The sequence below is a fragment of the Fodinicurvata halophila genome (genome assembly GCF_042651425.1).
GTDB lineage: Bacteria > Pseudomonadota > Alphaproteobacteria > Kiloniellales > DSM-21159 > Fodinicurvata > Fodinicurvata halophila.
The window spans coordinates 60,993-75,015 of sequence record NZ_JBHSCW010000004.1 but is presented as its reverse complement, the minus strand read 5'-3'; the positions used below and the strand labels follow the sequence as shown (position 1 = coordinate 75,015).

Here is a 14,023-nt window from a genome sequence, read left to right as displayed (position 1 = left end):
TTTGGCAGGCTTCGACGCAAGACATTAAGACACGGCGTCGTCCCGCCTCACGCACTGATATGCATTTCCCCGCGGTTGGGCAGCACCGTCTCGGTTAGCGTGGCGCCGCGCAGGTCGGCGCCGGCGATCTCGGCGTGGCTCATCACGGCGCCGGCCAGGTTGGCCTTGCGCAGGGTCGCCCCGCGCAAGTCGGCATGGTGCAGCACCGCCTTCTGCAGCCGCGAGGCCAGCAGGCGGTCCTCGCCCAGCGGCAAGGGGCCCAGGTTGCAGTTCCGCAGGTCGCAGTGATGCAGCCGGGCACCGGTCAGGTTGATACCGCGCATGTCGGCGCCGGAGAGGTCGGCGCTGCGCAGGTCGGCGCCTTCCAGGTGGGCGCCCTGCAGGTGCACGCCCTTCATGTCCAGGCCGTAGAACACGGCGTTGCGCGCCCGCATGCCGGCCAGATTGAGGCCGGCCAGGCTCTTCGCGCTGCGCAGGTCGATCTCGTCGAGTTCGGCCGTGCGCCCCTCTTGTCCGAAGCTGGCGACGTAGCTGTTGTGCTCGCGCAGCATCTGCTCCAGGGGCCGCGGCAGGCTGCTGAGCGGCTTGCCCACGGGCGTGTCGCTCAGGCTGCCCTCCATGATGGCGCCGGTGAAGTCGGTTTCCGCGGTCTGGGCATGACAGATCACGGCATCGCGCAGGTCGGCGCCGGACAGATCGGCGCCGCTGAGATCCGCCCCGTCCAGGTTAGCGCCGTGCAGGTTGGCGCGCTTCAGGTTGGCGCGCACCAGCCGGCATCCCTTCATCACGGCATCGGTGAAGTCCGCCGCCACGGCCGAGGCGCCGGACAGGCGCGCGCGCTCAAGGTTGGCGTTGATCAGCAGCGCGCCGTCCAGGTTCGAGGAATCGGCCTCGTGCTCCAGGTAGTTCAGGCCGGCCTGGCGATGGCGCATGGCGATCACGCCCTCGCGCAGGTCGGCGTCGTAGAGATCGCAGTCCACCAGCACGGCCCCGCGCAGCAGGGCCCCGCGCAGGTCGGCCCGGCGCAGGCTGGCGCGGGTGAAGTTGGTCTCGCGCAGGTCGGCGGCGAACAGGATGGCGCCGTCCAGCTTGCATCCCTTGAAATTCGCCCCGTAGAGCGCGGTGCCCGTGAAATTGGCTTCCGAGAGATCGGCGCCGGAGAAGTTCAGCCCGCGCAGGTCCTTGAAGGAGAAGTCCGCCCGCGCCCCGCCGTCCTGCCCGCGCATCAGCTTCTCGTGACGCGCGCGGAGCCTGTTGACCTCGTCCTGGCTCAGCTTCTCGAACGCACTGCTCTTGTTCTGCTCCACCATGCGACCCCCTCTTCCGTCAGCCCCCGACGTAACGCGGATACCTTGATTATCATCATGGGATGGTTAATGGAAGGTTGATGCAATCCGGGTAAAATTGATGCTTTCCGTCAAGTGGATGCAGGAGGGGCGGCGTCTTCCCCACCCCACCTCATGCAGAGATGCTTTGCCGAAGGCAAAGCCTCGAAACATCCCGGCACCGGCCCCCGGGTCTTCAGAACGCCGAATCGGGCTCCTGCAGGAACTGCGCCTCGGCCTGGGTGGTCTCGCGGCCCAGGGTGGCGTTGCGGTGGGGGAAGCGGCCGAAGCGGGCGATGATGTCGCGGTGCCGGCGAGCGTACCAGGTCCAGCCCTCGTCCCCCAGCGTGGCGATCAGCTCCAGCGCGCGCTCCTGGTCCTCCAGGTCCTCGCTGTGCTCGAAGGGCAGGTAGAGGAAGAGGCGCTCGGCCGGCTCCAGCTGCCGGTCGAAGCCCGCCGCCAGGGCGCCGTCCGCCACGGCCCGCGCCCGGGCATCGAAGGCAAAGGCCAGCACCTGGCCCCGATAGATGTTGCGCGGAACCTGGTCGAGCAGCAGCACCAGGGCCAGCGCCCCCTTCGGCGAATCGCGCCAGGACTCCAGAGCGTCCGCCACCGCCAGGCGATGCAGCGGCTCCAGCACCTCCGCCACGGCGGCATCGAAGCCCTCCGACCTCTCGAACCAGTAGGGCCGGCTTTCGGGCGCGAACCAGAACTCCAGGACCGTCCGGATCCCTTCGCTGCCGGTGCTTGCCGAGGCCCCTGAAATGGTCTCGCGCTGTTTATCGGACGGCGTCATGCATTCCTCCGCAGGCCAGGCTCCCGATCGGATGTCCACGATGCCGCAAAATGCCGGGGGTTTCCAGTCGGCATTGTGACAGGCTGGAAACTTTGAGATTCCAAAGCGGGGTGCGGCAGGCGGCAAGGCCTGTGCCGGCATCCTTCGAGGCTCCGCGCTCACGCGCTCCGCGCCTCTGGATGAGGAGGGTTTTGTTTTTTATTTCAACGGGTTACTTTAACCAAAACCCGTCTCATGCTGCTGAGGCGCGCATCCCGCAGGGGTGCGCCTCGAAGCATCCTGGCACCGGCCTTGGACGCTGCCCGCCTACGCCGCCAGCGCCTGCTTCAGGTCGGCTTCCAGGTCGGCCGGGTCCTCCAGGCCGACGGACAGGCGCACCAGGCCCGGGGTGATGCCCTGGGCCAGCTGTTCCTCGGGCGTCAGGCGCTGGTGCGTCGTGGTCGACGGGTGGGTGGCCAGGCTCTTGGAGTCGCCCAGGTTGTTGGAGATGCGGATCAGCTTGAGGGCGTTCAGGAAGCGGAAGGCACGGTCCTTGCCGCCCTCGACCTCCAGGGTCACCATGCTGCCGCCCGAGCGCATCTGCTTGCGCGCCAGTGCTTCTTGCGGGTGATCGGCGCGGAAGGGATAGCGCGTCTGCGAGACGCCGTGCTCGGCGGCCAGGAAGTCGGCGATGCGCGCCGCACTGGCGCTCTGGCGCTCGATGCGCAGCGGCAGGGTCTCCAGCCCCTTGAGCAGCAGCCAGGCGTTGAAGGGGCTGAGCGCCGGGCCGGTGTGGCGCAGGATCTGGGTCAGGTGGTCGGTGACGAACTGCTGGCTGCCCAGCACGGCGCCGCCCAGGCAGCGGCCCTGGCCGTCGATGTGCTTGGTGGCGGAATAGACCACCACGTCGGCGCCCAGCTCCAATGGCTTTTGCAAGAGCGGCGAGGCGAAGACGTTGTCCACCACCACGCAGGCGCCGGCCTTGTGCGCCAGCTCCGAAACGGCGGCCAGATCCACCAGCTCCAGGCCGGGGTTGGACGGCGTTTCCAGGAAGACCGCCTTGGTCGGCTGCGCCAGCGCCGTCGCCCACTGCTCCAGGTCGGCGCCGTCGACGAAGACGGTCTCGATGCCGAAGCGCGGCAGCAGCTGGTTCAGGATCACGGTGCACGACCCGAACAGCGCGCGCGAGGCCACCACGCGGTCGCCGGCCTGCAGCTGCGCGATCAGCGCCGCCCAGACCGCCGCCATGCCGCTGGCCGTGGCGCGGCAGGCCTCGGCGCCTTCCAGCTGGCACAGCCGCGTCTCGAACATCTCCACCGTGGGATTGCGAAAGCGCGAATAGACGAAGCGCAGCCCGTCGGTCTGGAAGGCGGCCTCGGCCTCCTCGGCGCTGTTGTAGACATAGCCCGAGGTCATGTAGAGCGCCTCGCAGGTCTCGTCGAAGCCGCTGCGCTGCACGCCGCCCTGGACCAGCTGCGTGGCCTCGCTCCACTCCGGGATTTCCGCGGAGGCGGTACAGGCAGGTGTGTCGTGTGTGGGCTGGTCGGTCATCGGCGCGTGCTCCCAGGCAATCTCGTGGAGTCCTCCCCGCCGGAACCCGTGCCGGCGGGCATGAAAAAAGACCGTTTCTGACAAGGGAAACGGCCCTCCTCGATGTGCAGGTGCGCCGACCCCTTTAGCTGTGTGTTTAACGTGGCCGCAATCCGGTCAACAAATCGCCACGAGCCATAGTGCTAGACCCCCGCCCGGGTCCTGTCAAGGTGGCGGGGAGAACGGTGCCGGTTTGCGCCGCCGCCGTGACGGCTCTTGAAGCCCAGGGGCGCAGGCTGTTGGGTCGTGGCATGGGCAAACGGCACCGCAGGATGCCTCCAAGCACCCGTGCTGCGCTTGTCGGAATGTCCTGCGGTACAGCTGCCAAGCGAACCTCTTTCGTCGGAAAGTCTGCAACAAAGAATATGATTCCTGATCATCATCGCTTATAATACTAATCATCATGCAGACCATTCCTAATTGTCAGACACCAAGATCCTGATCATCAGATGCCGCGCAACCAGACACAACCTCCTGATACAACTTGGTAGAGCCCGCCATGTACGAACGCTTCTTGAAAAGCCGGCTACGCACAGCCCTGTCCGATACGCCTGTGGTGTTGGTTGAAGGTCCACGCCGGGCTGGCAAGACCACACTGGTGCGTTCACTGGAAGACAGGACCAGGAGCTATGTGACACTGGATGACCAGACGGCGCTTGCGGCCGCACGCGACGATCCAGTGGGGTTCGTGCGCGGACTGGATCACGTGGTCATTGACGAGGTTCAGCGCGTGCCGGAAGTCCTGCTGGCCATCAAGAAGTCGATCGATGAGGATTACCGACCCGGCCGCTTTCTTCTGACCGGATCGGCAAACATCCTGACTCTGCCTCGTGTTGCCGATAGCCTTGCCGGGCGCATGGAGACTCTGCGTCTTCTTCCCCTGGCACAGGCGGAACTCCACGGACAGCAAGGGTCCTTCCTGACTGCCCTCTATGAGGGGCGCTTTTCAGCTCCCGACACCCGGGTTCTTGGCGATGACCTGATACGACTTGTCCTGGCCGGCAGCTTTGCAGAAGCCCTGCAGCGCAGCAGCGAGCGTCGACGCCAGGATTGGATGCGCGCTTATCTGAATTCAGTTCTGAACCGGGACCTCAGGGATATCGCCGAAATCGAGAAGCTGACGGAATTGCCCCGATTTGTCCGGGTTCTGGCGCGACAATCCGCCCAACTGGTCAATTTTTCACAACTGGGTAACAGCATCGGAATCAACTACAAGACAGCCCAACGCTATCTGGGACTTCTGGAGCAGCTGTTTCTGGTATCGACCCAGGCGCCCTGGTATCGCAACCGCCTGAAACGCGTGATCAAGACCCCCAAGCTGCATGTCATGGATTCCGGCCTGCTGGGCATGCTGTGCGGCTTGACCCTGGAGCGCCTGCGCCGGGAGAGAAACCTGCTCGGCCCCCTGCTGGAAAGCTTTGTCTTTGCCGAGATCACCAAGCTGGCAACCTGGGCCGAGGAGGTTTTCGAACTCCATCACTTCCGGGATCACGTCGGTCACGAAGTGGATTTGGTGTTGGAACGAGGTGACGGGCGGATTACCGGCCTTGAAGTCAAGGCCAGCGCCACCGTCACGCCCGCTGACTTTGCCGGATTGCGGCAGTTGTCGGAGTTGACAGGCGAGGCCTTCACCTTCGGCGCCGTGCTTTACGATGGAGATACGGTGGTGTCCTTTGGCGATCGCCTGGCCGCCGTGCCGCTTTCCTGCCTGTGGGAATAGACGGGATCGCCGATGCGAGCGGGTGTCCTGACGAGCTTTGACGGGCAATAAAGCAAGGCCACCTCATCTTGAAGCGTCTTGCCGGGAAGCAATGCCTCGAGAGGCTTGGTGATCGTGCATTCCCGCCGAGACCATCCCCGTTGAGACACTTCAGCCAAAGCCTCAGAAATTCAGCTGGATGCCCAGCAGGCCGGCCGCGCCGTCGCCGCCGAACTTGTCGGCCTCGTCGCCGAGGGATTCGTCCAGCTTGCCTTCATCGTAATCCGAATACTGGAGAGATCCGACCAGATCCGCCCCCGGCGCCAGGGAATAGCGCGCACCGAAGTCGAAGAGCATCATCTCGCGCTCCAGCCCGGCCGTATCCTTGGTCCAGCCGAAGCTGGGCCCCAGCGTCCAGGGGCCGGTGGTGTAGGTCATGCCGGCATTCACATTGTGCTGGTTCTTCCGGCCGAAGTTCGGAACCGTTACGGGGGGATTGAGCAGGCCATTGACGAAAATGGTGTCGCCGCTCTCCACACCGCCGGCCAGGCTGGTCGAACTGCCGTGGGTGTCGAACTTGTAGGTGGCGCCAAGATCGAAGCTGCCGAAGCCGACGTTCAGCCCGGTGGAATAGACATAGCGCCGTCGCTCCTCGGTGGTGTCCACGTCCCCCGCCAGGCGGCCGGTGCCGAAGCCGCCGGACCAGCCCAGGTCGACGCCGTCGAAGGACTGGCTGTAGTTGAGGCCGAGCTCGACCACCTTGCGGTAGGTCGCGTCGTCCAGGGCGGAGCTGTCGGTGACGAAGCGGTTGTTGCTGGACCCGTCCCAGGGCTCGTCGCCGGCGTTCTCGCCATCCGCGCTCGGGGCGAAGGACACGCCGGCCTGCAGGCCCGAGGCGCGCGGGGTCATGTAGGTCAGCATCATCTCGTTGTTGGCGATGTAGGGCGCCGCCGTCGGAAAGGCCATGCCGTTCAGGCTGGCAAAGCCCTCCTGGTGATCGGCGAAGTCGATGCCCCAGCCGGCCGTCGGCGACCATTCATACAGCCGGTACATGGCCGAGCGGTCGGTGCCGAAGTGCACCCGGCCGAAGCCGCCGGAGGCATAGACATAGGCGCGATCGGTATTGAGGTTCGGCTGGATCTCGTGATCCGACACGAACCCGAGTTCCAGGCCGCTGTCCAGGGTCTGCGAGCCCGTGATGGTGTAGATGCCGTACTGGTTCAGGTCGTAGTTCTGGATGTTGCCGGTGTCCAGGCCCGTGACGACGGACGAGCCTTCAATCGGGTCGGAGGTCGTGTACCCGGTGACCGGGTCATCCTGATCGCGCACGATCGCCAACGCATTGTAGTAGCCGCCGACCTTTAGCTGGAAGCCCTCCGCCTCCTGGGCATCGGCCGGCCCGGCCATAAAGGTGCCTCCGCAGGACGCCACTACGGTTGCTGCCATCAAGGCTCGTTTCATCTCTGTCTCCTCAATGCGTCGTTCGCCCCTCGCCTCGCCATCCGTCATGACAAGGACCTCGTCCAAACCAGGGACATTGCTTCGGGTAACCGGGCACGCGCTTGCCTGCCTGAAAATGAACATGCATTCGCGAGCGGAAACGTCAAACTCGCCAAACTCTTTTATCTGGACTCAGCGAGCAATTATGGCTTGTGCGCCACAGTCCGAACCACGCGTTCGTGCTCCACCTGGATACAGCCAATCCATACCCTGGGGTCTTCGACACTAGCACAGCAGACGAGAAAGGGCGGCCCGAATGGACCGCCCTTCCCCTGATGTCCGGTCGATCCGCCCGGATGCGCCGCGCGGATCGTTTCAGGGCGAAGCCTCAGAAGTTCAGCTGGATGCCGAACAGGCCGGCGACGCCATCACCGCCGAAGTCATCATTGTCACGTCCAAACCCCACAAAATCGCCGGTTTTACCGCCGTCATAGTCGGCATACTGAATGGAGCCGACCAGGTCGGCTCCCGGCGCGAGGGCATAGCGGGCGCCGAAATCGAAAACCATGACTTCGCGCTCGAACCCGGCCCGTTCCTTTCTCCAGCCAAAGCTCGGCCCCACGGTCCAGGGGCCGGTCGTGTAGGTGATGCCGGCATTGATATTGTGCTCGTTCTTCAGGCCCGCATTCAAACCAAAGAGCGAGGCTCCGGTGGTATTGCCAACCAGCCTGTCGGTGCTGCCATGGGTATCGAACTTGTAGCTGGCGCCGATGTCGAAGCCGCCGACACCGACGTTCAGCGCCGTGGAGTAGACATAGCGGCGACGATCATTGATGCCAGGCACATCGCCCGCCAGACGTCCTGTCCCAAAACCGCCGGACCAGCCGACATCGAAGCCGTTGAACGACTGGCTGTAGTTCAGGCCCAACTCAACCACCTTGCGATAATCCAAGAAGAGATCCGACGTATCGGTAACGAAACGGTTGTTGCTGCCCGAATCCCAAGGCTCACCGCTGGACGAGCCGTCAGCCGTCGGCGCGAAGGAGACGCCGGCCTGGAGGCCGGATAAGCGCGGCGTGATATAGGTCAGCATCATCTCCTGGTTGGCAATGAAGGGGGCAGCTGTCGGGAATCCCATGCCGTTCAGGCTGGGAAAGCCTTCATCGTGACCGGTGAAGTCGATGCCCCAGCCGGCTGTCGGCGTCCATTCGTAGAGGCGGTACATGGCCGAACGATCGGTCCCGAAGTGCACCCGGCCGAAGCCGCCAGAGGCATAAACGTAGGCACGCTCGTTGGCCATGGAGGCCTGCATCTCGTACTGGGTGTGGAAGCCCAGCTCCAGGCCGTTGTCCAGCGTCTGCGAGCCGACGATCCGGTAGCGGCCGCGCTGGTTGAAGTCATAGTTCTGGATGTTGCCCTTCGGCGATCCTCCCGTGATGGAAGACGTAGGATCAATAGGGTTGTCCGTGTCGCGAACGATTGCGAGCGCATTATAGAAACCGCCGATCTTGAGCTGGAAGCCCTCAGCCTCCTGAGCGGCGGCTGGTGCGCCGGCAAAGACGCTGCCGGAAACGGCAAGTGCCGTCATGGATATCAGACTGTTTCTCATGCCAAGCCCCCCTCTTGTCTGCGCTCAGAACTTGGCAGGCTTGCCTTCCAAGCCTGCTGTTTCCCAACGAGACAGGCCGAACTCGGTTGATCGATCTGTCTCGATCACCAGGATGTTTCACAAAAGAACATCTACGATCTGTATAAGTCAATTTTCGGAAAGTCTTTAGAAAAAATCTGAACTATTATTACTTAATGCTTAAATAATTCGAGCCGTGGATATCTGCGATCCCATCGTTTGTCCGCAGGCGTTTTGCGCTCCTGATATTTCCCTGTCTTCAGAAAAGCAAGAAGGGCGGCCCGAACGGACCGCCCTTCCTCTGATTTCCGGTCGATCCGCCCGGATGGTCCCCGCGCGGATCGTTTCGGGCCGACGCCTCAGAAGTTCAGCTGGATACCGAACAGGCCGGCGACGCCGTCGCCGCCGAAGTCGTCTGCGGCATTGCTTGGGATGTAGTCATCCAGGTCGCCTTCGTCATAGTCGACGTACTGGATGGAGCCGACCAGGTCGGCCCCCGGCGCGAGGGCATAGCGGGCCCCGAAGTCGAACAGCATGGTCTCGCGCTCGAGCCCGGCCGTCTCCTTCTCCCAGCCGAAGCTCGGACCGATGGTCCAGGGGCCGGTCGTGTAGGTGATGCCGGCATTGACGAAATGCTGGTTCTTCATGCCAGTGGCACCCACATCGGAAACACTGAGCAGGTTCCCCGTGTGATTGGCCGTCAGCGCCGTCGTGCTGCCGTGGGTGTCGAACTTGTAGGTGGCACCGATGTCGAAGCCGCCGAAGCCGACGTTCAGACCGGTGGAATAGAGATAGCGGCGGCGGTCATCCGAGCTGGTCTCGCCAGCCGTACGTCCCGTGCCGAAGCCACCGGACCAGCCGATATCGAAGCCGTCGAAGGACTGGCTGTAGTTCAGACCCATCTCGACGACCTTGCGATACTCGTTGTCATCCAGAGAGGATGTATCCGTGACAAAGCGATTGTTGCGGCCTGCATCCCAGGGGTCGCCTTTTCCGCCCAGACCATCAGCCGCCGGCGCGAAGGAGATGCCGGCCTGCAGCCCCGAGAAGCGCGGCGTCAGGTAGGTCAGCATCATCTCCTGGTTGGCGATGAAGGGCGCCGCCGTCGGGTGCCCCATGCCGTTCAGGTGGGCGAAGCTGTCGTCATGGCCGGTGTAGTCGATGCCCCAGCCGGCCGTCGGCGACCATTCGTACATCTTGTACATGGCCGAGCGGTCGGTGCCGAAGTGAATCCGGCCGAAGCCGCCGGAGGCATAGACGTAGGCGCTGTCCGTGTCCATGCTGGACTGGATCTCATGCTGCGTCTGGAACCCGAGCGTCAGCCCGTTGTCCAGCGTCTGCGAGCCCTCGATAATGTAGCGGCCGCGCTGGTTGAAGTCGAAACTCTGGATGTTGCCCTTGGTGGTCCCCGTGATAGGGGACGCTTGGTCGGGCTCAACACGCTCGAAGCCCGTGACCGGATCGTCCTGGTCGCGCACGATGGCCAGGGCGTTGTAGAAACCGCCGATCTTGAGCTGGAAGCCCTCACCGGCATGATCGTCAGCGGCGGCCGGCGCGGCGGCAAAGGTGCCACCGGAAACCGCGAGCGCCGACGCTGCCATCAGTATCTTTTTCATGGTCTCCCCCTTCGTCCGTTCGGTTGCCTGAGAAACCCCTGCCTGTATCCAGAAGGGTGCCTAGAATGAGAATTCTTTCGTGACAGGGCCGTATACCAGCACCTGTCAAATAAAATCAGAACATCAACAGTTTTCCGCCGTCAATTTCACCTGAAGTCCGCACGGCAAGATTCAAGGCAGGCATTGCCAAAATGCCACAGGTCACAGCCGAGAACGACTTTCCCGATCAGCTTTATTCCGCCGGAAGGCTGACCCAGGAAATGCTGTTCCCCGAGAGGCGCCTACTGCTTTCGCGCTTCAGACGAGAAAGGGCGGCCCGAACGGACCGCCCTTACCCTGATTTCCGGTCGATCCGCCCGGATGGTCCCCGCGCGGATCGTTTTCGGGCCGACGCCTCAGAAGTTCAGCTGGATACCGAACAGGCCGGCGACACCGTCGCCGCCGAAGTCCTCGGCGGTATCGTTGCCGACGTAGTCATCCAGATTGCCTTCGTCATAGTCGACGTACTGGATGGAGCCGACCAGGTCCGCCCCCGGCGCCAGCGCATAGCGGGCCCCGAAGTCGAACAGCATGGTCTCGCGCTCGAGCCCGGCCGTCTCCTTCTCCCAGCCGAAGCTCGGACCGACGGTCCAGGGGCCGGTCGTGTAGGTGATGCCGGCATTGACGAAGTGCTGGTTCTTCATGCCGAAGTTCGGGAGGGTGAAGGTGCTCCCGTTCACGGTGAGGGTATCACCACCACCGATCGTGCTGCCCGTGAAATTGCCGGTCAGGCTGTTGGTGCTGCCGTGGGTATCGAACTTGTAGGTGGCACCGATGTCGAAGCCGCCGAAGCCGACGTTCAGGCCGGTGGAGTAGAGATAGCGGCGACGATCCTCGGTCGAGCTCACCTCACCGGCCAGACGACCCGTACCGAAGCCACCGGACCAGCCGATGTCGAAACCATCGAAGGACTGGCTGTAGTTCAGGCCGGCCTCGATGACCTTGCGGTACTCGCTGTTGTCCAGGGAAGAGGTATCCGTGACAAAGCGATTGTTGGACCCGGCATCCCAGGGATCCGCCTTACCGCCCAGACCATCGGCCGCCGGCGCGAAGGACAGACCGGCCTGCAGCCCCGAGAAGCGCGGCGTCAGGTAGGTCAGCATCATCTCCTGGTTGGCGATGAAGGGCGCCGCTGTCGGATGCCCCATGCCGTTCAGGTGGGCGAAGCTGTCGTCATGGCCGGTGTAGTCGATGCCCCAGCCGGCCGTCGGCGACCACTCGTACATCTTGTACATGGCCGAGCGGTCGGTGCCGAAGTGAATCCGGCCGAAGCCGCCAGAGGCATAGACGTAGGCGCTGTCCGTGTCCATGCTGGACTGGATCTCGTGCTGCGTCTGGAAGCCGAGCGTCAGCCCGTTGTCCAGCGTCTGCGAGCCCTCGATGATGTAACGGCCGCGCTGGTTGAAGTCGAAGTTCTGGATGTTGCCCTTGCCGTTACCGCTAAAGGTATAAGGATCAGTTCCTGTTCCGCTTCCCCCGCTCGGAGACACCGGATCGTCCTGGTCCCGGACGATCGCAAGCGCGTTGTAGAAACCGCCGATCTTGAGCTGGAAGCCCTCACCGGCATGGTCGTCAGCGGCGGCCGGTGCGGCGGCGAAGGCGCCACCGGAGACGGCGAGAGCTGTCGCTGCCATCAATACTTTTTTCATGTTTGTACTCCCCCGTTAAAGGTTGGCTCTCAGGACACCGCCTTACCCTTCCGCCTTCAGAAGTTGTCGGGTAAAGCGTTGTCTTCGGAAAGGGCAATTGGGGTCTTGCCCGATCCGCGCGAACCAGAACATCCGCGAATTTGGGGTGTCAAATCTGCCACAATACAGTGCTGGAATTTTCCGGTGAGTATTGTCTGAATGCCACAGACCCGGGGCGCCACTGGACAGGAACCTCTCAGCCCCAAAAGAGAAAGGGCGGCCCGAACGGGCCGCCCTTCCCTTGATTTCCGGTAGATCCCGCCGGGAAAGTCCCCGTTGAGGATCTGTAAGGCCGAGGCCTTAGAAGTTCAGCTGGATACCGAACAGGCCGGCAACACCATCCCCGCCGTACTCGTCCGGCAGATCGCCTTCGTCGTAGTCGGCGTACTGGATGGAGCCGACCAGGTCGGCACCCGGTGCCAGGGCATAACGAGCACCGAAGTCGAAGAGCCACATCTCACGCTCGGCACCGGCCGTCTCCTTGGACCAGCCAACGCTCGGCCCCACGGTCCAGGGCCCGGTCGTGTAGGTGATGCCACCATTCACGTCGTGCTGGTTCCGCTTGCCGACAATGAAGCCTGATTCTCCACCAAAGGTGTTCAGATTCGCCTGGCTGAAGCCAGGGATGCTGTTCGGGCTGCCGTGGGTGTCGAACTTGTAGGTGGCGCCGATGTCGAAGCCGCCGAAGCCGACGTTCAAGCCGGTGGAATAGAGATAACGACGCCGGTCGTCGATGTTGGACTCGGCTGCCAGTCGGCCGGTGCCGAAGCCACCGGACCAGCCCAGGTCAAAGCCGTCGAAGGACTGGCTGTAGTTGACGCCGGCCTCGATGACCTTGCGGTACTCCATGGCATTCAGGGACGAGGTGTCGGTAACGAAGCGGTTGTTGGACCCGGCATCCCAGGGATCCGCGTTTCCGCCCAGGCCATCGGCCGCCGGCGCGAAGGTGATGCCGGCCTGGAAGCCCGAGAAGCGCGGCGTCAGGTAGGTCAGCATCATCTCCTGGTTGGCGATGAAGGGCGCCGCCGTCGGGAAGCCCATGCCGTTCAGGCTGGCAAAGCCCTGGCTGTGACCGGTGTAGTCGATGCCCCAGCCGGCCGTCGGCGACCACTCGTACAGCTTGTACATGGCCGAGCGGTCGGTGCCGAAGTGAATCCGGCCGAAGCCGCCGGAGGCATAGACGTAGGCGCTATCCGTGTCCATGCTGGACTGGATCTCATGCTGCGTCTGGAAGCCGAGCGTCAGTCCGTTGTCCAGCGTCTGCGAGCCCTCGATGATGTAGCGGCCGCGCTGGTTGAAGTCGAAGTTCTGGATATTGGCTTTGGTTCCAGTGATATCGCCAGTGGCGGCATCAATCGAAACGTCGCTCACCGGATTGTCCTGGTCACGGACGATGACCAGCGCATTGTAGAAACCGCCGATCTTGAGCTGGAAGCCCTCGGCGGCATGGTCGTCAGCGGCGGCCGGTGCGGCGGCGAAGGCGCCACCGGAGACGGCGAGAGCTGTCGCTGCCATCAAAAACTTTTTCATGGTGTTATCCCCCTCATCTGCTAGGGAGACCCGCTTTCACAGCCCTGAAGCCAAAACCGTTCGGCGGATCGAATGTTTGAACAAAGAAACTGAAACCGGGGTCCCTGTTTCCAAGGTGATAAAACATTAACGCGCTGTAAGGGTCAATTCCGTTGGCCTCTGGGCGTGACGGATTTGCACAGCTGTTGCGAAAAGAGCACAGATGAGAGATCAGAGATTTCCTGTATTACATTGATTTTAATCGAAATATGGATTTTGGGGCTTTGTTGTCCATGACCCACATGGGGTGTGGTTACACAACACGTCCTCGCCGCACCGGCACCCTGATCCGGCTGGAGGTACAATTCGAGGCCCTAAAGAGGATTGCTCACGGCGCCAGTTGGCTTTGGGGCCGATCCCTTCGGCAAGCTCAGCACAGGTTCTCTGCAAGCACTTCGCGCAGCTTCAGGATGACCGCTTTCTTTGTGTGGTCCGTCAGCGCCCTGCTGCCTCCTCTCCTCCCCCCTCCCTCACGCTGAGGTGGGCCCGCCAGCGGCCCCTCGAAGCGGCCTGGCACGGGCGGTTGGGCCTGGGAAAATGCCAACGGCACCGCTGCACCCTGTGGCTTCGAGACTCACTGCGTTCACACCTCTGGATGAAGGGGAGGGGTTATTGGCCCACCCCGGCCGAAAGAGGCGGCTGCCTCGCCCGTTCG

General features: G+C 63.1%; 9 protein-coding genes and 1 riboswitch. Of the genes, 1 reads left to right on the top strand and 8 read right to left on the bottom strand.

All coding sequences use genetic code 11. The features are described from left to right. Window positions 1-47: 47 nt before the first annotated feature. From ACFOW6_RS09765 to metZ, 3 genes are all read right to left on the bottom strand, one after another. Window positions 48-1,310 carry a pentapeptide repeat-containing protein gene (locus tag ACFOW6_RS09765; protein WP_382422173.1) on the bottom strand — a complete coding sequence of 421 codons (1,263 nt, stop codon included), beginning with the start codon at window positions 1,308-1,310 and terminating at the stop codon, window positions 48-50. Between the two features lie 211 nt (window positions 1,311-1,521). Beyond that, window positions 1,522-2,121, bottom strand: coding sequence for a DUF924 family protein (locus ACFOW6_RS09760; protein ID WP_382422172.1), 600 nt, complete (start codon window positions 2,119-2,121; stop codon window positions 1,522-1,524). Window positions 2,122-2,427: 306 nt separating this feature from the next. Next, window positions 2,428-3,651 carry an O-succinylhomoserine sulfhydrylase gene (metZ, locus tag ACFOW6_RS09755; protein ID WP_382422356.1) on the bottom strand — a complete coding sequence of 408 codons (1,224 nt, stop codon included), beginning with the start codon at window positions 3,649-3,651 and terminating at the stop codon, window positions 2,428-2,430. Between the two features lie 103 nt (window positions 3,652-3,754). Beyond that, window positions 3,755-3,832: riboswitch (SAM riboswitch) on the bottom strand. A 357-nt stretch (window positions 3,833-4,189) separates the two neighbouring features. On the opposite strand from metZ, the gene ACFOW6_RS09750 reads away from it, so the two are divergent. Continuing rightward, window positions 4,190-5,410, top strand: coding sequence for an ATP-binding protein (locus ACFOW6_RS09750; protein WP_382422171.1), 1,221 nt, complete (start codon window positions 4,190-4,192; stop codon window positions 5,408-5,410). Between the two features lie 162 nt (window positions 5,411-5,572). Here ACFOW6_RS09750 and ACFOW6_RS09745 read toward each other — a convergent pair whose 3' ends face one another. From ACFOW6_RS09745 to ACFOW6_RS09725, 5 genes are all read right to left on the bottom strand, one after another. Further along, window positions 5,573-6,850, bottom strand: coding sequence for a porin (locus tag ACFOW6_RS09745; protein ID WP_382422170.1), 1,278 nt, complete (start codon window positions 6,848-6,850; stop codon window positions 5,573-5,575). Between the two features lie 367 nt (window positions 6,851-7,217). After that, on the bottom strand, window positions 7,218-8,438 hold the full coding sequence (locus ACFOW6_RS09740; protein WP_382422169.1) for a porin: 1,221 nt from the start codon (window positions 8,436-8,438) through the stop codon (window positions 7,218-7,220). Window positions 8,439-8,815: 377 nt separating this feature from the next. Beyond that, a complete protein-coding gene (locus ACFOW6_RS09735) occupies window positions 8,816-10,072 on the bottom strand; it encodes a porin (RefSeq protein WP_382422168.1) in 1,257 nt (418 codons plus the stop codon). Between the two features lie 395 nt (window positions 10,073-10,467). After that, complete coding sequence (locus tag ACFOW6_RS09730) at window positions 10,468-11,760, bottom strand: porin (protein ID WP_382422167.1); 1,293 nt, start codon at window positions 11,758-11,760, stop codon at window positions 10,468-10,470. Window positions 11,761-12,099: 339 nt separating this feature from the next. Continuing rightward, entirely contained in the window at window positions 12,100-13,329 is a 1,230-nt protein-coding gene (locus ACFOW6_RS09725) for a porin (protein ID WP_382422166.1), read from the bottom strand. Between the last annotated feature and the right edge of the window lie 694 nt (window positions 13,330-14,023).